At 40.6% G+C, this 20,077-nt stretch carries 17 protein-coding genes; 10 read left to right on the top strand and 7 right to left on the bottom strand.

Going from position 1 to position 20,077, the window contains the following annotated elements; genetic code table 11:
* Positions 1–102 precede the first annotated feature (102 nt).
* The 4 genes from lptF to ACXM0J_RS05690 all read left to right on the top strand — a co-directional run bounded on the left by lptF (position 103) and on the right by ACXM0J_RS05690 (position 5,147).
* Positions 103–1,203, top strand: coding sequence for an LPS export ABC transporter permease LptF (lptF, locus tag ACXM0J_RS05705; RefSeq protein ID WP_002121169.1), 1,101 nt, complete (start codon positions 103–105; stop codon positions 1,201–1,203).
* On the top strand, positions 1,203–2,273 hold the full coding sequence (gene lptG / locus ACXM0J_RS05700; protein WP_002121203.1) for an LPS export ABC transporter permease LptG: 1,071 nt from the start codon (positions 1,203–1,205) through the stop codon (positions 2,271–2,273). The genes lptF and lptG overlap by 1 nt, the downstream gene beginning before the upstream one ends.
* 126 nt (positions 2,274–2,399) lie before the next feature.
* A complete protein-coding gene (gene gpmI, locus ACXM0J_RS05695; RefSeq protein WP_086265356.1) occupies positions 2,400–3,947 on the top strand; it encodes a 2,3-bisphosphoglycerate-independent phosphoglycerate mutase in 1,548 nt (515 codons plus the stop codon).
* A gap of 15 nt (positions 3,948–3,962) precedes the next feature.
* Positions 3,963–5,147 (top strand): S41 family peptidase, encoded by a 1,185-nt coding sequence (locus ACXM0J_RS05690; RefSeq protein WP_086265355.1) that lies wholly within the window; start codon positions 3,963–3,965, stop codon positions 5,145–5,147.
* 3 nt (positions 5,148–5,150) lie between these two features.
* Here ACXM0J_RS05690 and ACXM0J_RS05685 read toward each other — a convergent pair whose 3' ends face one another.
* The 3 genes from ACXM0J_RS05685 to gacA are packed head-to-tail and all read right to left on the bottom strand — an operon-like array spanning position 5,151 to position 8,801.
* Entirely contained in the window at positions 5,151–6,563 is a 1,413-nt protein-coding gene (locus ACXM0J_RS05685) for a sigma-54-dependent transcriptional regulator (RefSeq protein ID WP_086265354.1), read from the bottom strand.
* A 23-nt stretch (positions 6,564–6,586) separates the two neighbouring features.
* The gene (locus tag ACXM0J_RS05680) at positions 6,587–8,155 is read right to left on the bottom strand and encodes a sensor histidine kinase (RefSeq protein WP_213034429.1); all 1,569 of its coding nucleotides are present in this window, start codon (positions 8,153–8,155) and stop codon (positions 6,587–6,589) included.
* A gap of 10 nt (positions 8,156–8,165) precedes the next feature.
* A complete protein-coding gene (gene gacA / locus ACXM0J_RS05675) occupies positions 8,166–8,801 on the bottom strand; it encodes a response regulator transcription factor GacA (RefSeq protein ID WP_002121174.1) in 636 nt (211 codons plus the stop codon).
* Positions 8,802–9,013: 212 nt separating this feature from the next.
* Here gacA and pbpG point away from each other — a divergent pair, with 212 nt between their 5' ends.
* Entirely contained in the window at positions 9,014–10,060 is a 1,047-nt protein-coding gene (gene pbpG / locus ACXM0J_RS05670; RefSeq protein ID WP_005804058.1) for a D-alanyl-D-alanine endopeptidase PBP7/8, read from the top strand.
* A gap of 105 nt (positions 10,061–10,165) precedes the next feature.
* Here the strand turns inward: pbpG and thrC are convergent, their stop codons facing one another.
* The 4 genes from thrC to xerD all read right to left on the bottom strand — a co-directional run bounded on the left by thrC (position 10,166) and on the right by xerD (position 14,787).
* Positions 10,166–11,305 carry a threonine synthase gene (gene thrC, locus ACXM0J_RS05665; RefSeq protein WP_002048893.1) on the bottom strand — a complete coding sequence of 380 codons (1,140 nt, stop codon included), beginning with the start codon at positions 11,303–11,305 and terminating at the stop codon, positions 10,166–10,168.
* Positions 11,306–11,359: 54 nt separating this feature from the next.
* Positions 11,360–12,661 carry a homoserine dehydrogenase gene (locus tag ACXM0J_RS05660; RefSeq protein WP_002121263.1) on the bottom strand — a complete coding sequence of 434 codons (1,302 nt, stop codon included), beginning with the start codon at positions 12,659–12,661 and terminating at the stop codon, positions 11,360–11,362.
* Between the two features lie 243 nt (positions 12,662–12,904).
* Entirely contained in the window at positions 12,905–13,720 is an 816-nt protein-coding gene (locus tag ACXM0J_RS05655; protein ID WP_039763866.1) for a DsbC family protein, read from the bottom strand.
* Positions 13,721–13,866: 146 nt separating this feature from the next.
* Entirely contained in the window at positions 13,867–14,787 is a 921-nt protein-coding gene (gene xerD, locus ACXM0J_RS05650) for a site-specific tyrosine recombinase XerD (protein ID WP_068529308.1), read from the bottom strand.
* Positions 14,788–14,930: 143 nt separating this feature from the next.
* Between xerD and ACXM0J_RS05645 the strand changes: the two genes are divergently transcribed.
* From ACXM0J_RS05645 to ftsW, 5 genes are all read left to right on the top strand, one after another.
* Entirely contained in the window at positions 14,931–15,194 is a 264-nt protein-coding gene (locus ACXM0J_RS05645) for a FeoA family protein (protein ID WP_081032098.1), read from the top strand.
* Entirely contained in the window at positions 15,191–17,044 is a 1,854-nt protein-coding gene (gene feoB, locus ACXM0J_RS05640; RefSeq protein WP_086265352.1) for a ferrous iron transporter B, read from the top strand. Before ACXM0J_RS05645 ends, feoB begins: the two co-directional genes overlap by 4 nt.
* Positions 17,045–17,064: 20 nt before the next feature.
* Positions 17,065–17,316, top strand: a complete 252-nt coding sequence (locus tag ACXM0J_RS05635; RefSeq protein ID WP_086265351.1) for a DUF6587 family protein — start codon at positions 17,065–17,067, stop codon at positions 17,314–17,316.
* 160 nt (positions 17,317–17,476) lie between these two features.
* The gene (murD, locus tag ACXM0J_RS05630; RefSeq protein WP_014208179.1) at positions 17,477–18,823 is read left to right on the top strand and encodes a UDP-N-acetylmuramoyl-L-alanine--D-glutamate ligase; all 1,347 of its coding nucleotides are present in this window, start codon (positions 17,477–17,479) and stop codon (positions 18,821–18,823) included.
* Positions 18,824–18,847: 24 nt separating this feature from the next.
* A complete protein-coding gene (gene ftsW, locus ACXM0J_RS05625; protein WP_005079447.1) occupies positions 18,848–20,044 on the top strand; it encodes a putative lipid II flippase FtsW in 1,197 nt (398 codons plus the stop codon).
* Positions 20,045–20,077 lie beyond the last annotated feature (33 nt).

The raw sequence follows: 20,077 nt of genomic DNA, 5'->3' as shown, positions 1-20,077 counted from the left end.
CATTGAAACACTTTCAAGCATAGCGTTGCAATGTGCGGTTTTATATTTTTAACATTCGGGTAAACTAGCACACGTCCCGATTAGCCTTTTGGAAGTATTACTTTGATTATTCGGCGTTATCTCGTCAAGCAAGTTGTCTCTACCTCATTGGTGGTCATTTCTTTACTGACCCTAATCATGATGGGTGGTCGTCTGATCAAATACTTTGGTGTGGCGGCGCAGGGGCGTTTAGATGCCAGTATCTTGTTTAGCATCATTGGATATCGTTTACCTGAATTTCTAACACTCATTTTACCATTGGGTTTTTTCATTGGTTTAATGTTGGTGTTTGGTCGTTTATATGTTGACCATGAAATGGCTGTATTGAATGGTAGTGGTGTAAGCCGTCATCAATTAGCACGATTACTCATTCCAATGACGCTGGTTTATATGGTGTTTCAGTCGGTACTTATGCTGTGGATGACGCCGTGGGGACTACGTGAGTTTGAAAAACTGACAACCACACAAGCCGTAAGGACAGGTTTCGATTTGGTTCGACCAAGAGAGTTTATTTCTTCTGGGCCATATACGATCTATGCGGGGTCATTGTCAGAAGACCGAAAGAATTTGAAGGATATTTTCTTTTATCAGCGCGCTGCTAAAGAAGATAAGCCAGATGTTATGATTTTGGCAAAAGAAGCGACTCGTGTAGAAGTTGCAAATGACACCGCCAATGTCGTTGATCTGGTACAAGGTCGTCGCTATGAAATATTCCCGGGACAACCAAAATATACACAAGCAGAGTTCCAGTCTTATCGTCTACGTTTAGAAAATGACAAAGATGTTAAGTTTGAGAGTGGCGATGTAGAAGCGCTATCAACAACAAAACTCTTTTCAAAAACAAATGATCCAGTTATTAGAAGTGAGTTGGGATGGCGTTTATTTGGGCCATTCACCATTGTTATTGCGCTAATGCTATCAGTGGCATTGTCTGAGGTGAGCCCACGACAAGGCCGTTATTACCGTCTTATTCCGGCGATTTTTATTTTTTCCAGTCTGATCGTATTAATGATTGCAATCAAGACTCGTATTAGTAAAGAAGAACTCGATATTTGGGCTTATCCTGCCGTGTTAGTTGTGTATGGTGTTGCTGCCGCCTTATTCTCACGTAAGCAGAAGTTAGGACCAAAAATCAAGAAACAGATCAAGCGAGTGAAATTATAATGTTAGCACGTCGAATAGTCGCCAAATATGTGACGAAAACCACTGCGCTTGCGATGTTTGGCACCACAGTTGTTTTGTCCATTCTTCAGGTCTTATTTACATATCTTGGCGAGTTGGGTGAGCTCAAACCAGACTATAACGCATGGCAAGCTCTCGTCTATGTCTTGTGGGGAGCTCCTCGCTATCTCTATGAAATTTTACCTATCTCTGCCTTGATTGGTGCTGTGATTGGACTGGGCTCATTGGCAACGAGCAGTGAACTCATTGTTATGCGTTCAGTCGGTGTTAGCTTATGGCGTATTGTCGGTTGGGTTATGCGCTCAGCTTTACTACTTATTATTTTGTCGTTTGCTTTAAGTGAATGGGTTATTCCTTATACCAATGAAAAAGCCCAAAGTGTTAAAAGCCATCGTTCTGTAGCTGCTTTAGGTGAAGTTAAAGGCTATTGGTCACGTGAAGGGCAGCGATTTATCTATATCGACTACGCTAACTCTCAAGGCAATTTAAGAGACATTCAAGTGGTCGACTTTGACCAGAACTATTACTTGCAATCATTAATTAATGCTCAGCAAGGCCAGTTTATTAAAAATGGTCAATGGGCTTTGAAAAAAGCTGAACAAATGGACATTTTGGCGGCAGGAAATGCCATCAAAACTGACCATGAAGAACAATCGCTTGCTTTAGCATTACAGCCTAAATATGTGCATATGGTGACTTTAGATCCTGAAGATTTATCACCAAGCCAACTGATTAGCTTTATGCGTTATATGGATGAATATAGTCAGGTACCAAAGACGTATCAATTGGCTTTCTGGCAAAAAGTTGCTTCGCCATTTTCACTCATTGCATTAGTTCTCGTGGCGTGTTCTTTTATTTTTGGACCATTACGCCAACAATCGATGGGTTTCCGTTTGGTGATCGCATTGTTCATTGGTTTAAGTTTCTATTATTTGCAAGATTTCTTGGGCTATGCGAGCTTGGTTTATTCCCCATCTCCAGCATGGTTTGTACTCGTGCCTATCTTACTAATGTTTGGCGCTGGAAGTTATTTGCTTTACCGCGCTCGCTAGTAATAATTGATATTTATGGTTTTCATCAATCGCGGATATTGGTGAAAGCCATAGGAATAAATAGAGTCTTGACCGAAAATTCGGTAAGATATTGTGACGAAATTGTAGACAAAAGAGAAATTGATTATGACGGATGCAACTGCTGGCAAGATCCCTCACGTTCTGGTCATTATGGATGGTGTTGGACACCGTGAAGCGATTGAAGATAATGCTTTTCTTGCAGCAAAAACACCAAATTTGGCGGCAATGAAAGCCAAGCATCCAAATAGTCTAATTTCTGGTTCAGGTGAAGATGTTGGATTACCTGATGGGCAAATGGGGAACTCTGAAGTCGGCCATATGAATCTTGGCGCTGGCCGTGTGCTATATCAAGACTTTACCCGTATTACTAAAGATATCCGTACTGGTGACTTTTTCAAACACGAAGTGTTGATCGACGCTGTTGAAAAAGCCAAAGCTGCTGGCGGTGCTGTCCATATTATGGGGCTACTTTCAGAAGGTGGCGTTCATTCACATGAAGATCATATTGTGGCGATGTGTGAGCTTGCATTAAAACGCGGTGCAAAAGTTTATTTACACGCTTTCCTTGATGGTCGTGATACACCTCCACGCAGTGCTCAACCATCTTTAGAAAAATTAGATGCATTATTTGCTCAATATCCGGGTCAAGGCCGTATCGCAACCATGATTGGTCGCTACTTTGCAATGGACCGTGACAACCGTTGGGATCGCGTTGAGCAAGCTTATCGCTTGTTAACTGAAGGCGAGGCACTTCGTACTGCGCAAACAGCAATTGAAGGGTTGGAGTTAGCTTATGCAGCCAATGAAAATGATGAATTTGTAAAAGCGACTCGTATTGGTGATATCGCTAAAGTTCAAGATGGTGATAGCGTTGTATTTATGAATTTCCGTGCTGACCGAGCTCGTGAAATTACTCGCGCATTTGTAGAGAAAGACTTTGCTGGTTTTGAACGTAAACTTGTACCGAATCTTTCTAAGTTTGTGATGTTAACGCGTTATCAGGCAAGCATTGATGCACCAGTTGCATATATGCCAGAAGCCCTCAAAAACTCATTGGGTGAGTATTTATCTTCTTTAGGTAAAACCCAGTTACGTATTGCCGAAACTGAAAAGTATGCGCATGTAACATTCTTCTTTAGTGGTGGCCGTGAAGATGAATATCCGGGTGAAAAACGTATTTTAATTCCATCTCCAAACGTTGCGACATATGACCTCAAGCCAGAAATGAGTGCTTATGAAGTCACTGATGAGTTGGTTAAAGCAATTAATTCAGGTGAATACGACTTATTAGTTGTGAACTACGCAAATGGTGATATGGTCGGTCATACGGGTGTGTTTGATGCTGCGGTTAAAGCAGTTGAAGCGGTTGATACTTGTTTAGGTCGTGTCTATGAAGCAGTTATGGCGAAAAAAGGCCATATGCTCATTACTGCTGACCATGGTAACGTTGAACAAATGCAAGACTACGAAAGTGGGCAAGTGCATACTCAACATACAACCGAGCTTGTGCCGTTTATCTATGTTGGCCCAACACAAGCAACAATTGCAGAAGGTGGTGTGCTTGCAGATGTAGCACCGACAATTCTCAATTTAATGCAGATTCCTGTTCCTGCCGAAATGCAAGGGCGTAATCTGATTACACTATCTGCATAAGTTAAAGGTGATTGGATGCTGCAACACATTAAATATAAAAAACTTATTGTAAGTATGTTGCTGTGTTGCAGCCAATTTGCTTTTGCAGCGCCAGTTGTAAAAGAAAAATTGTCACCTTTGCATTCTGATTCGGAAGAACCAGAGCATAGTTATGCAGAGGTGCCGATTGAGTCTATTCAACAGTTTGTGCAAATCTATGGAATTGTTCGAGATAACTATGTCGATGTGAAGTCTGACGATGCGTTGTTTCAACAAGCTATAAAAGGGTTGGTGAGTGGTCTAGATCGTTATTCACGTTATTTATCGGCAGAAGAATATCGCCAACTGATTCAATATACTGAAGGTGACCTTGCGTCAGTTGATTTCGCATTAAGCACTGAAGCACATGCCCATAAGTGGATGATTCGTGATCTTAAAACGGGTTCAGACTCCTATAAATTAGGTTTGAGAAATGGTCAGACGATTCTAAAGATTGATAATCAAGATTTAAAAAATTTAAACCAAGATCAGGTACTCGGGCTACTTTACGGTTCTATAGGAAGTACACTTCAAGTACAAGCGGAAGAGCTAAACGGAAACATTAACTTAGTCCGTAATAAAAAAATAGAAACCGATATAGAACCTGTAATGTTGCATAATCAGGTGCTTGTACTCAAAATTAGAGTGTTTCAACAAGACACTGCTAATGAAATTAAAAGATTAATTGAAGAAAATAGTTCCCCACGTTTAAAGGCTGTTTTAATCGATTTGCGAAATAATCCGGGTGGATTGTTATCGGCAGCGGTAGAGTCAGCAGATTTGTTTTTAAATAACGGAATTATTGTTTCAACCAAAAGCCGTTCGGAAGGTAACCAGCAGTTTCAGGCACTGCCTGGTAATGAATTTCAGAATATAAAATTAGGTATATTAATTAATCACCGTTCTGCTTCTGCGGCAGAAGTTTTTACTGCGGCCATGAAAGAACACCAGCGTGCTTGGGTGATGGGTGAAAAAAGCTATGGGAAAGGCGTAGTGCAAAAGCTATTTCCTTTGCCAAGTGGTGCGGCTCTACAGATGACGGTCTCACATTACTACACTCCAAATGGCAATATGATTGAAGGGCAGGGTATTCAACCTAATCAGGCTTATCCATTGCCAGCAGAAATGAAAGAAGACGTATATTTAGACCGCGTTGCAGATTTACTCCTAAAGAGGAAGTAACTTTTATACTTCCTCTCCCATTTCGGTATCTAAACCAAATTTTTTAAGTCGATAGCGCAAAGAACGAAATGTCATTCCTAGCTTTTTAGCTGCCAAAGTTCGATTCCAATGCGTCATGTTTAGTGCATTTAGTAAAATGTCTTTTTCGATATTTTCTAAGTAGCGTTCTAAACCTTCTATTGGAAATTTTGGATGAGTTTGAGCAGTTAGCGTTTCATTTACCTGTTTAGTTGCGATTTGCGGACTAACACTATTGCATCTAACAGGAGGTGCCAAGTGTTTCAAATCAATACATTCATCATCACTTAAAGTAATAGCTCGTTCAATCATATTTCTTAATTCACGAACATTACCCGGAAAATCTTGCTGCAATAAGTAAGTTTCAGCGCTCGCTGTTAATTGTTTGCTTGAAATTCCCCATTCCGTACAAACCTTTTGAATAAAATGATTGGCTAAGAGCAAAATATCTCCACCACGTTCACGCAGTGGTGGCAACATGATATCCATAACATGGATACGGAAGAATAAGTCCTGACGGAATTTACCTTGTTGGACTAACAAATCTAAATCTTGGTGGCTGGCGCTAATCACCCGAAAATCTACATCAATTTCCTGATCTGAACCTACAGGGCGAATCTTTTTCTCTTGTACTGCCCGAAGCAATTTAACCTGCATACTTAAAGGCAATTCGGCAATTTCATCTAAAAATAAACTGCCGCCATGAGCTGATAAAATCAGGCCTTGTTTGTCTTGGGTTGCTCCAGTAAAGCTCCCTTTTTTATGTCCGAAAAGTTCACTTTCCATGAGCTCAGTTGGGATTGCTCCGCAGTTAATTGCAATAAATGGTCCTTCACTGCGGTTACTTAAGCGGTGCATAAGATTAGCAACAACTTCTTTACCGGTACCAGACTCACCTGTAACAAACACAGGTGCTTGGGAGCGGGCTATTTTTTTAATAGCTGTCCGTAAGTTTTGTATAGGTGGTGAGCGCCCAATTAATAAGTCATTCTCTAGAGTTGTTTCACCGAACTCATGTTCTGGTTTTGGCTGGTTAAGCGCTTTTTTTAATAGCTGATCTAAATGAATTTGATTAATAGGTTTGCTGACAAAATCAAAAGCTCCAGCTTTTAATGCTGCAATTGCAATATCCATATTGCCGTATGCGGTTAAAACAGCAATGGGTGTGTGAGGGTAAGTTTGAGAAACATGTTTAACCAATTCCAAACCACTACCATCGGGTAAGTTTAAATCGGTCAAGCACGCATCGTAATGAAACTGAGTAAAGAGTTGTTTGGCCTGTTCAACCCGATAAGCAAGATGTGTCTTAATCCCCATTCGTGCAAGAGTCATTTGCATTAAAAGGCACAAATCTTCTTCATCGTCTACAAGCAAAACGAGTGGTTGCTGTTCTGCCATTTCCCCAAAAACCTAATAAAAAATCAATATATTATTGAGCATTCTATTCTGAAGCATGCCCCTTGTTTTTGCTCTACATAAGTGAGCTTTGCATGGTTTGCCTCACAAAAACTATGAGACAAATATAATCCTAAACCAGTTCCATTAATTTCGGTACTAAAAAATGGTTTAAATAATTGAGATATATCACGTTTTGAAACACCTTCGCCGTAATCGATCACATCAATATAAATTTTATTTGTTTGTGAATGGATATTGATCAGAACATAGGGCGAATCGGGTGCATTGTGGCGTAGAGCATTTCTAACAAGGTTAATGAGGACTTGTCTGAGCTGCTTTTCATCAAACAATAGCTTTAAGGATAAATCAAAACTTTTAAGCTGGATCGCATGTTTAACATCAGATAAATCTTCATCTAATAACGTTTTTATGAAGCCGTTTAATTCAATCTGGATTGGATACGTTCTTTCACTGCGGGCAAGTCCTAACGTGTCTTGAACAATACTATCAATGCGTTTCGTTTGCTTGCCAATCATATTGCGCAAAGTGTTTTGCTGTTCTGAATCACTGTCTTTGAGTAATTCATTCGCTTGAACAATGGCTGCAAGAGGGTTACGGATCTCATGTGCAATACTTGCTGATAGTTGGCCTAAAGCGGCAAGTTTGAGTTGTTGAGCTTGCTGATTAATCTGCTGTGCATCTTGTAAAATGAGTAGCGTCAATGCTTGCTGTGGCACCAAAAGGTGTTGCACTTTAATATTAATAGAGTAAGCCGACAGTCGAGATTCAAAAATAAATCGATCACCTTCTTTTAAATGATCAAACTTAAGAATTTCAAATAAGTCAGCATGCCATTTTGCTAAGGGGTATTTTTCACTGGCAAATTGAGGTGGAATTCCTAAAAGAGAGCAGGCAGCTGGATTACTTAAAACAATGTTGTAGTTTTCATCTAGAACTAAATAGCCTTCTTCAATTTGTTCCAAGATATAGCGGTTAATATTTTGTAGTTGATAGAGTTCTATTGATTGGTGGAAAGTTAGTGCTTCAAGTAATTTAAAGCGCTGGACCGCAATTTGTCCGATTCCGTGTACTACAAAAAATAAGAAGGCCAATAAGGCACTATTACCAATCGTATTTAAATTATTGTAGTCAAATAAACTGCCAACGAAGCGTTGGTAAATAACCGCAATGACTGCAAGTAATGTAATGAGCAACGACATTCTTGCGCTAAGTAAAATGGCCGAAGTAAATATGGCAATAACATAGAGCAAGCTGAGTTGAAGATTTGGTTCACCTACAGAAAATGTAAGTAAACTCAGACAAATAATATCAACTACAAAAAATAAAATGAGCTGCCTTGTTGCCTGAGTGGCAATAAACTTAAAGCATAAAAGTTGAAGAAGGCTTAAGAGCGAATAGCCGAGTAGTGTATAAGAATATAAAGCGGGTTGTTGTAAACTATTGTCGATTTGAGCATCGGTTAAAACTAAAATTATATTCAGACTAACCGCAATAATAAGGCGATATAAACCATACCACGTGCCCAAACGAAATATCGTATTGGACAAGGATGAGTTTAAGGGAAATTGCATATAAGTCTGATTAAGGTTTGATCAGACCGTAACGAATCGCGAGATGAGTCAGTTTAACATCACTATCAATGGCTAGCTTTTCAAAAATACGGTAGCGGTAAGTATTCACTGTTTTGACACTTACAAAAAGTTTGTCTGCAATTTCTTGAGCGCTAATACAATTTACAACCATCATTGCAACTTGCATTTCTCGTTCAGATAGTGAGTCAAAAGGCGATTGTTGTGTATCGGATAAATATGAACTCGCTAATTGCTCGGCAATATCGGCGCTGAAGTATTTGCCACCTTGCATCACTTTATTAATTGCGCGAACCATTTCTGTAATTGGAGCACCTTTAGTAATGTAACCTTTAGCTCCTGCTTTAAGCAACAGAGATGGGTAAGGTTCTTCTGCTAAGCCACTGACTGCAATCACTTTTGTATCTGGTGCGGTTTGTAGTAAACGGCGGGTTGTTTCTACGCCACCGATGCCAGGCATGTTGACATCAAGTAGCACAACTTGAGGATGTTTCTGACGAACAATAGCAATTGCTTCTTCACCCGATTCGGCTTGTCCAATGACCTCTACATCGGCATGATCTTCTAACATACGGCAGATACCTGTACGTACAAGTTCATGGTCATCCACAACTAAAACTGTAATCAAGAAGACCTCCTTTCTTTCAAAAAACAAGTTTTTTGTTACATAAAGCAAAATTAGCTTGCAATGGAATGACAAAATTAGCAATCCTATTCTTATATAGTGAGCGAATAGTTGTGCACAATTGTGTCGGTAAAAGCGTTATACCTTATCCCTCAAATGTAAGGCATAATTATAGTAAGCGCAAATGTGTATCACCCTGAGTCGAGTATTGTGCCGTGAAAAATTCTAAAAAGTCTTTAATGCATGTGCTAAGCATGTCTATTTTGCTTAGTTTGAGTTCAACAAGCTTTGCAGAACTCGTCAATAACCCGTCCTCAGGGAATAGTGGTACTGCAAGCTTAAATTGGTCAGCAGCGGATGCTAGTCAACTTTTAAATGATGAAGATGATGAACCAACTCCGCAAGGTTCAACATCTGTAACTACAACTTTGCGTGGCAGTAATGCGCCAAAAGTTATTAGCTCTACACCTAGAGTTGCTCCAATCCGTGATACGTCTGGTTACAATGCCCAGCCGAGTGTAAGTGCTCGAGCTGCACTTGTGATGGACGCGCAAACTGGTGAAGTGCTCTACAGTAAAAATACCAACGCTTCTGTACCAATTGCATCTATTACAAAAGTGATGACAGCGGTTGTAACGGCGGATGCCCGTTTAAACATGTCTGAAGAAATTACACTTGAGCAAATTGACTTTGCTGGTGCTGGTGGGAAAAATTCTAGCTCTACCTTACGTGTTGGCGACAAGATGAACCGTGCAGAAGTTCTTTTGTTTGCTTTAATGAAATCTGAGAACCCTGCAGCGGCTGCCTTAGCACGTACTTATCCAGGTGGTCGCCCTGCATTCGTAGCTGCAATGAATGCTAAAGCTCGTGCTTTGGGTATGAATTCGACTCATTACTATGAATCAACTGGTCTAGATCCACGTAATGTATCTTCGGCACGTGATTTAGGTATTTTAGTAAGTACCGCATCTCAATATGGTTTGATTCGTCAATTCTCGACTACACCGACTTATGACTTTAATTTGGGTTATCGCGTGTTGAAATCTAACAACACAAATGCTCTAGTTCGTAACGGTGGTTGGAATATTAACCTGTCTAAAACTGGATATATTAATGAAGCAGGTCGCTGTGTTGTAATGCACACGACTGTAAACTCACGTCCGGCAGTCATTGTATTACTTGGTGAACCAAGTACACAGGCACGTAATAATGATGCAACTAACTTATTGGGTTGGTTAAGTAATTTACCAAAACGTATTTAAGTTCAATATCCTAAAAACGCTTCTATCAAGAAGCGTTTTTTTATGGCTATAAAAAAGACATAAAAAAACGGCTGTATTAAACAGCCGTTTTTGAAAAATCAGATCTTACATATTAGATAAAATCGAATCTTTTACTTGGTCCATTGTTGCATCAATTGACAACATAACTGCATCAGCACATTGTTTGATTGCAGTGTCAGGATCTTTCAAGCCATTACCAGTTACTGTACATACAATTACAGAACCTTCAGCAATTTTACCCGCTTTAATATCACGGATCGCACCGCCGATAGAAGCAGCAGACGCTGGCTCAACAAATACACCTTCATACATAGAAAGTAAGCGTTGAGCTTCTAAAATTTCGCTGTCTTGAAGTTCATCAAACCAGCCTTTAGAGTCGCGTACTACAGCTTTTGCATGGTTCCAGCTTTGTGGATTACCAATACGGATTGCAGTTGCAACAGTTTCAGGGCTTTCAACTGGAGCGCCACGTAAGAATGGAGCTGCACCAGAAGCTTGGTAACCCACCATTGTTGGTAAGCCTTCTGGTTTTGGACCAGTGAATTGATCAGTAGCAGCATCATAAATCACTTGTTCAAACTGATCAGCAGGCTGGTTTGCTACAGCTTCGGTATAACCCATCCAGTGAGCGGTGATATTACCTGCGTTACCTACAGGTAAGCAGTGGTAATCAGGTGCGCGGCCTAAAGCTTCAACGATTTCATAAGCAATAGTCTTTTGACCTTGCAAACGGTAAGGGTTGATTGAGTTTACAATCGTTACAGGCGCTTGATCAGCAACTTCTTTTACAAGACGCATACCATCATCGAAGTTACCACGAATTTGCATAGTGATCGCACCATACATCATCGCTTGTGCCATTTTACCCATCGCAATTTTGCCTTCTGGAATCAAAACAAATGCTTTGATACCTGCACGTGCAGCATAGGCAGCAGCAGCAGCAGAAGTGTTACCAGTAGATGCACAGATAATCGCTTTAGAGCCTTCTTCAACCGCTTTGGTTACAGCCATGGTCATACCACGGTCTTTAAATGAACCAGTTGGGTTTAAACCCTCGTATTTCACATAAATTTCAACATCTTTGCCAATAATACGTGGAATATTCTCAAGTTTAATGAGTGGGGTGTTGCCTTCACCCAAAGAGATAGCACGAGTAGTTGCCGAAACTGGCAAACGGTCACGATAACGATCTACAAGACCAGTATAACGATTGGCATTAGACATGATGGTGTTCCAATTAGAGATGAAGCGGGAGAGGGAATCTTTCCCTCAACCTGATTAACTATCGAGCGATTCTAAACGAATTCTTACGATTTCGCCACGAATTGCAGGTAATGCTTGAATTTGTGCAAGAGCATCATCCATTTTTGATTCAACGATTGGATCGGTCAGAATCACGATTGGAATAAGGTCTTTTAAACGAGATTGTTGCATGATCGCATCAATACTAATTCCAGCGCGACTTAAGATGGTAGTTACATCTGCAAGTACGCCAGTTTGGTCTTCTGCATTTAAGCGAATGTAATAACCTGTGGTCATTTCTTCACGGCTTAAAATTGGCACATTGGTTAATGCTTCAAAAGCCAACTGAGGAATTGTGCCTGCGCCGTCTTCGGTATAAGAGATGTCACGGACAATATCAATAACATCAGCAACAACCGCAGAAGCTGTAGGACCTGCGCCTGCACCCGCGCCGTAATAGAGTGTTGGACCTACGGCATTTGCCTGAACTAATACAGCGTTTTTAACGCCATTTACATTCGCAATCAGCTGTTCATCTGGAATGAGTGTTGGGTGAACACGTAACTCAATACCTTTTTCAGCACGACGTGCAATACCGAGATGTTTAATGCGGAAACCAAGATCTTCTGCATATTTGACATCTTGTGCAGTGATTTTGCTGATACCTTCGGTATAAACCTTATCAAATTGAAGAGGAATACCAAACGCACAAGACGCTAAAATGGTAAGTTTATGCGCAGCATCAATACCTTCAACGTCAAAAGTTGGGTCTGCTTCTGCATAACCGAGTTCTTGAGCTTCTTTTAATACATCATCAAATGCACGACCTTTCTCACGCATTTCAGTCAGAATAAAGTTACCTGTACCATTAATAATACCTGCCAACCATTCGATATGGTTTGCAGCAAGACCTTCACGGATCACTTTAATAATTGGAATACCGCCAGCAACTGCTGCTTCATAAGCAATTTGCACAGCATTGTCTTCTGCTGCTTTAAATAATTCATTGCCGTGTTCAGCGAGTAACGCTTTGTTTGCAGTCACGACTTGTTTGCCGTGTTTGATCGCTTCCATGATAACTTCGTAAGCAGGGTGGATCCCACCCATAACTTCTACAACTACATCAACGTCTGGTTGACGAACGATGTCAAGTAAATCGGCGCTTTGTTTAATCCCTTCCAATTCAAGATCTGGACGAGGGCGGCGTGTTCCAACGTGGGTAATTTGAATTTCTCGACCGGTGCGACGTTTAATTTCAGCGGCATTTTCTTGTAGTAGTTTAAGGGCTCCTCCACCTACGGTTCCTAGACCGAGTATTGCCAGGCGAACTGGTTTCACGTCACACTCCATTCATCATTTAATCATTTAGTTGAAGCTAGATCATAGCTAAAAAAAACGCCAGACTCTAGCGCTTTTAGTGCTTGTTCAATGAATTAGAGTGCGATGTTTGGAAAAGAAGAGTAGATCAGTCTTTAAACAGAGGTTGTTTAAATATTAATTATTGAAAAAACAAAGCGCTGCAATCAGAGCAGCGCTTTTTAAAAGAGATAGATGATTAATCATTCACCAGTTTAAAGGATGTTATTTATCCAGACGTTTAATTAATTCATCCGGTGTTAGGTATCCACCTAAGTATTCGCCATCAACATTGTAAATAGCGGGTGTTCCATTTACACCCATGTTTAAGCCAAGTTGATATTGTTCACGAACAGGGCTTTTGCATTGAGCAGATGGGATATTAATACCTTGTACTGCTTGATTAAATGCAGCTTTACGGTCTGCACTACACCATACAGCCTCCATAGTCGGCATAAACTGTTCACCGCGTGGCCAAGCGATATAACGTACCTCAATACCTTTTTCATTAATTTCAGGTAAATGTTCATGTAATTTATGGCAATAAGGACAGCTTGCATCGGTAAACACATAAATCACATGTTTAGCCTTACCACCTTTAGCTGGGTAGACAATCAAATCTTCATTTTTTAAAGCAGCAAGATGCTTCTTGTTTTCTGAAGCTTGAAGATTATCGCCAATATTATGCAGTTCTTTACCACCTAAACGAATGACATCACCTTGAATCAGGTATTTACCATCGCTGGTTGTATAAATCGACGTCATCCCTTCGAGATTTACCCAATATAAGTTAGGCACTTCAGTAGGCTTGATATCTAAAATTTTGGCGTTGATGTTTGCATTCTTAAATTGTTTTTGCAAAGTTTCAATTAAACGTTGTTTAGCATTGCGTTCAATGATTGTTGAAGCTTCCCCAGTAGCAGGTGCGGTCGCAGTGAGCGCATCTTCTTTTTGTGGTTTGTTTTCTTTAGAACAAGCACTGAATAACAGGCTAGAAGCCAAAGCACAGGCAAGAAACAGTTGAGATCGGGTAAAAGACATAGATAACCCTTATTTCATCAGTATTTATAGTCAGAAGCTGCTAAGCATAACAAAAAATCTAGTGTGTATTGTTAAAACTTTCTTAACCTTTGTGAACGAAATCAATTGATTGTTGGGTGTATTTCAAATAATAAGTTTTAAATTTTTTAACCTCTAGGATGATGTTTTTCATGCAATTGTTGCATTCTCACTTGTGCTACATGTGTGTAAATTTGAGTAGTTGATAAGTCACTATGACCCAATAACATTTGTACTACGCGTAAATCGGCGCCGTGATTGAGCAGGTGGGTTGCAAAGGCGTGACGTAAGGTGTGAGGTGAGAGTTCAGCTTGAATATTGGCTTGTAAGGCGTAACGCTTAATGGCATACCAGAAGTTCTGACGGCTCATAATTCCGCCGTGTTGAGTTAAAAAGAGATAGTCAGTAGAGCTTTTATAGAGTTGAGGCCGAGCATCCTGCAAGTAGCGTTCCACCCATTCACAAGCAAATTGCCCTAGCGGGACCAAACGCTCTTTATTACCTTTACCAGTAATTCTTAAATAGCCTTGTTTTAAGTTAATAAGTTCTAGGCGTAAGTTCAGCAGTTCTGAAACACGTAAACCACATGCGTAAAGAACTTCAAACATTGCCCGATCACGTAATCCCAGTGCCGTATCAATATCAGGAGCCTGAATCAGTGCTTCGACATCTTCCTCTGATAAATCTTTGGGTAAGGCTCTGCCAATTTTTGGAGAATGATGGGTTGCTACAGGATTATCGCTTCGTAATTTCTGTTCACGTAAAAATTTGTAAAACTGGCGTAGGGCAGATAAGCAGCGGGCAATCGAGCGCGGGCTTTTTCCAACTTTAGTCAACTCAATCAAAACATCAGCGATATCATCACTTGTCCACTCTGGAAGAAGTGATTTTTTATGAAGTTCGCTGCATTGAATAAGGTCGGATAAATAAGCATTACGTGTATGTGGACTTACCGTCTGAGCAACGAGATAGTCACGAAAACCTTGTAAAAAGCTCAAATGTTCAGGAATTTGAACAGGGCTTGGAATACGCGGTTTTTTATTCAACATACACTACATCCTCTAAACCTCTGTACTTTAAAAGAAACTTTAAGGTTTGTCGATTAAACTGAATAAGAAGTGAAATTTAACCTTATTTGGTAATTATTCTCATTTATATGTATACTATTAAAAAAGGTTTAGGATCGGATGCGGTGCGTTTATCAGCTTTAAAAGTGAAGCAAGCGGCGACCATCACCAAAGTGAATCGGATAGAACTAGAGTCCGAGCAGCAAGATTTGGTCGCAATTCGTTTGGAAAGTCTGGGCTTTGTACCGGGCACACGAGTGGAAGTGATTACCAAAGGTGTTTTTGGTGGTGATCCGATCTTGATCCAAATAGGCTTTACTCGTTTCGCTTTACGTAAAGCAGAAGCGGAAAAAATTGAAATTCAAGTAGAAGAAGGAGTACCCGCATGAGTGATGCGTTACGTATTGCCCTTGTGGGAAACCCTAACTGTGGTAAAACCTCTCTTTTTAACCATTTAACTGGAACTCGACAAAAAGTCGCCAACTATGCGGGTGTAACGGTCGAGCGTAAGGTTGGTCATTTTCAGTTGCCTTCAGGTCGAGCTGTGCGTGTACTCGATTTACCGGGTACATATAGTCTTAATGCAACCAGTCCTGATGAAGTGATTACCCGTGATGTTTGCTTGGGTAAAATTGCAGAAGAGGGGCAGCAAGATGCCTTTTTATGTGTGGTTGATGCAACTAACTTAAAATTGCATTTAGGGCTAGTGCTCGAAATGATTGAGCTAGGTCGTCCGATTTTACTTGTACTGAATATGATGGATGAAGCGCGTCGTCGTGGTATCCAAATTAATACTCAAAAGTTATCTCAGCGTTTGGGCGTACCAGTTGTTGAAACAGTTGCTGTTCGAAATGCGGGGATTGAAAATTTATTACACGCCCTTGATCAAGAAAAATACAGTGTGCCACAAACCGAACTGAGTGGTTTAACTGGGACTCATCATCAGAAAATCGATATGATTTTTAAAGATGTTGTTCATTATGTTGATCAGGGTGATAAGCGGACTGATTTTCTAGATCGGATTTTCTTACATCCAGTTTTAGGTTTACTTAGCCTTGCCATCATGATGTTTATTGTGTTCCAAGCAGTTTTTGCATGGGCAGCTCCTTTTATGGACGGTATTGAGGGCTTCTTCGGCTGGCTGGGTGAAGTAATAGGAAGTGTGATTACGCAGCCACTACTGCATAGTCTGGTTGTCGACGGAATTATTGCGGGTGCAGGTGGCGTAGTTGTGTTCTTGCCACAAATTTTGATCTTGTTCTTCTTCATTTTGGTATTAGAAGAATCGGGCTATTTACCGCGTGCAGCATTCTTGCTTGATAAATTAATGTTCCAAGCTGGCTTAAGTGGTCGTGCTTTCATTCCTTTACTTTCAAGCTTTGCTTGTGCAGTACCGGGGATTATGGCAACGCGTAGTATTAGTGACCCTCGTGATCGTTTTACGACCATTATGGTTGCGCCTTTAATGACCTGTTCGGCACGTTTACCGGTCTATGCCTTGCTGATTGCTGCCTTCATTCCAGAGAAAATGGTCTGGGGTATTTTTAACCTGCAAGGTTTAGTGCTTTTCGGTCTGTATATGGCTGGTATTGTGAGTGCTCTTTGCGTTTCATTTTTAATGAAGTTTTTGCAAAAAGATAAGTCGCAACATGCTTTACTGCTAGAGCTACCAAGTTATCGTTTCCCTGATTTAAAAAGTGTGGGAATCGGTTTATTGGATCGTGCAAAGATCTTCTTGAAACGCGTCGGCGGAATCATTTTTGCGCTCTCTATTTTGCTTTGGTTCTTGTGTACTTTCCCGCAGCCACCAGAAGGGGCGACATTACCTGCCATAGATTATAGTTTTGCAGGTATGCTCGGGCATCTTATCCAACCTTTATTTGCTCCAATTGGTTTTAACTGGCAAATCTGTATCGCGTTAATCCCAGCTATGGCTGCTCGTGAAGTGGTAGTCGCGGCATTAGGTACAGTTTATGCCTTGTCTGCAACAGATGATGATGCTGTGGCACAAGGGTTATCACATCTGATTAGTGCAGATGGAACAGGTTGGTCTTTGGCAACAGGTTTATCGCTTTTAGTGTGGTTCATTTATGCTCCACATTGTTTGGCAACATTGGCAACGGTACGCCGTGAAACAGGTTCATGGAAACATGTTGCAGCTATGACTGCATATCTGTTTGGTTTAGCTTATTTTGCATCGTTTGTTACCTATCAAATTGCTTCCCAGTATTGGGGTTAAGGCAATAAAGGAGGTTGTATATGGTTCAATATCTGATTATTGCTGTTTTAGTGATTTGGAGTGCTGTAGTTGTTTTTAAGAAAGTATTTCCAAAAACAGCAAATTCAGTCTTTTCTTCAATCTCTGCATTTTGCGAAAAGCAGGGTTGGGCAACTTTGGCAAAGTGGCTTAAACCGAAAATGACCTTTGGTTGTGCTGGCGGTTGTGGTTGTTCAAGCGAAGATAAACCTACCAATATAGTTCAAGAAATTAAGCCGATTAAATGGCAGTAGATTCAGTATTTCTTGTTTCGTTTAAAAAGCCATCATATTGATGGCTTTTTTACGCACTGACACAAAAAAAGATGAATAAAGTTCAAACTGAAAAAGCATTCAAAACAGCAAAGTGCTAACATTTTTGCCATTCTGTCGATTGATAAATTGTGGGGCAAAAATGTTAATACAACGTGGTGGGTTAAAAGTTGTAGCAGGCTTGGGAATCTCAGGCGTTTCTGCTGTAAATTTCCTGCATGAACAAGGCTACCAAGTTGCAGTAACAGACTCTCGCCCCACGCCACCAGGGCATGATCAGATTCCGGCAGGAGTAAAGACAAGTTTCGGTCAACTTGACCAAGAATTATTATTACAAGCAGAAGAAATTATTTTAAGTCCAGGCCTTGCACCTCAATTACCGGAAATTCAGGCAGCTATTGCTAAGGGTATTTCTGTGGTAGGGGATATTCAATTATTACGCCGTGCAACCGATGTGCCTATTGTGGCTATTACTGGCTCTAATGCGAAAAGTACAGTAACGACTTTAATTGGCTTAATGGCTAAAGATGCGGGTAAGAAAGTTGCTGTAGGTGGCAATCTTGGACGCCCAGCTCTAGATTTATTAAAAGATCAACCTGAGTTAATTGTACTTGAGCTATCAAGTTTTCAGCTAGAAACCACGTCTCACTTAAATGCTGAAGTTGCTGTGGTTCTCAATATGAGTGAAGACCACTTAGATCGTCACGGCAATATGTTGGGTTACCATCAAGCAAAACACCGTATTTTCCAAGGCGTTAAAAAAGTAGTATTTAACCGTGATGATGCTTTAAGTCGTCCTCTTGTTCCAGATACCACGCCAATGCAAAGCTTTGGTTTAAATGCACCAGATTTAAATCAATATGGTGTTTTAAGAGATGGTGATGGCACGCTTTGGCTTGCGCGTGGTTTACAGCGTTTAATTAAAAGCTCAGATTTATATATTCAAGGCATGCATAATGTAGCAAATGCTTTAGCTTGTCTCGCATTAGGTGAGGCAATAGGCCTGCCTATGGAATCTATGCTTGAAACCTTAAAACAATTTAAAGGCTTAGAGCATCGCTGTGAATATGTAAAGACTGTGCATGATGTACGTTATTACAATGACTCTAAAGGCACTAACGTTGGCGCTACGCTTGCAGCGATTGATGGTTTAGGCGCTGCCATTGAAGTGAAAAAAGGTAAGGTTGCCTTGATTTTAGGTGGGCAAGGTAAAGGTCAGGATTTTGGCCCATTACGTTCTTCTATCGAAAAATATGCCAAAGTTGTGGTATTGATTGGTGAGGATGCTCCAGTTATTGAACAAGCAATTCAAGGTGCAACCAAAATTTTACATGCAGCAACGCTTAAAGAAGCTGTAGAGCTGTCTCAACGTGAAACTCAGGCCGAAGATGTGGTGTTGTTATCACCAGCATGTGCAAGTTTTGATATGTTTAAAAGTTATAATGACCGTGGTCAGCAGTTTGTTGCCTGCGTCAATTCGTTGGTTTAAAGAAAACATGATTAGGAATGTAGTATGGCAGGCTTAGCTCAGACCACAATCCAGAAAATCAATCATTGGTATGAACGGATATTGCCTAAATGGCCAGCGGAAGTGACGCCACGTAATGTCCTGATTTTCTGTGTCGTTGCATTATTGTGTATCGGTTCCGTGATGGTTGCATCTGCTTCGATGCCCTATGCTGAATATATGCATGAAAACCCGTTTCACTATGTGATTCGTCATGGTATTTCGATTGTCGCTGCGGGTGTGGTGGCTTATTTGACCTATCGAATATCACTAAATACGTGGTTTAAAAATACCTTCCCGCTGTGGTTATTAACTATGGTTCTGTTGCTTGCTGCTTTGGTGGTGGGTTCGGAAGTCAACGGTTCTACACGTTGGATTAAGATCGGTGGTTTTACCTTGCAGCCAACCGAGGTTGCCAAAGTCATGATGGCAATCTTTACCGCAGACTACGTTGTACGCCGTGCCAAAGAAGTTCGTACTCATTGGAAAGGCCTATTGCGTTTAAGTGGGGTTATGGCAATCACGGTTGGTTTAATTATTGCTGAGCCTGACTTGGGAGCAACTGTCGTTATTGTCATGATGATGGTTGGGGTGTTCTTTTTAGCGGGTGCGCCGCCAACTCAGTTCTTAATCATGCTTGGCGCGATTGTCACGGGTATCGTGTTTTTGATCTTATTTGAACCATACCGTTTCCAGCGTTTGATCTCGTTTACTGACCCATGGGCAGATCCATTAGGTGTAGGTTATCAGTTATCAAATGCACTAATGGCTTTTGGTCGTGGTGAATGGTTTGGTACAGGCTTAGGTCACAGTGTACAAAAACTATCTTATTTACCTGAAGCGCATACTGACTTTATGTTGGCAGTGCTAGGTGAAGAATTTGGTTTCGTGGGTATTTCTATTGTTATTGGCTTGTCTTTCTTGATGCTAGCATGTTGTATCAAAATTGGTCACCGTGCTTTGAAACATCATTACCTTCGTGCAGGCTATTTAGCTTACGGTATTAGTATTATTTTCTTGCTCCAGATTTTGGTAAATGCGGGCATGAATATGGGTTTAATGCCGACGAAAGGTTTGACTTTGCCATTCATTAGTTATGGTGGTACGTCTTTAATGATGTGTGCGGCGATGATTAGCTTAATCTTAAAGATTGATGCATCAACACAAGAAGTCAACCCAGAACGAGAAGAGTCAAACTTCTAAATTATTAGACATAATAAAAAAGCCCGATATCAA

The organism is Acinetobacter sp. GRABPA_MV_2 (assembly GCF_056725885.1).
This window is presented reverse-complemented; position numbering and strand designations above follow the sequence as displayed.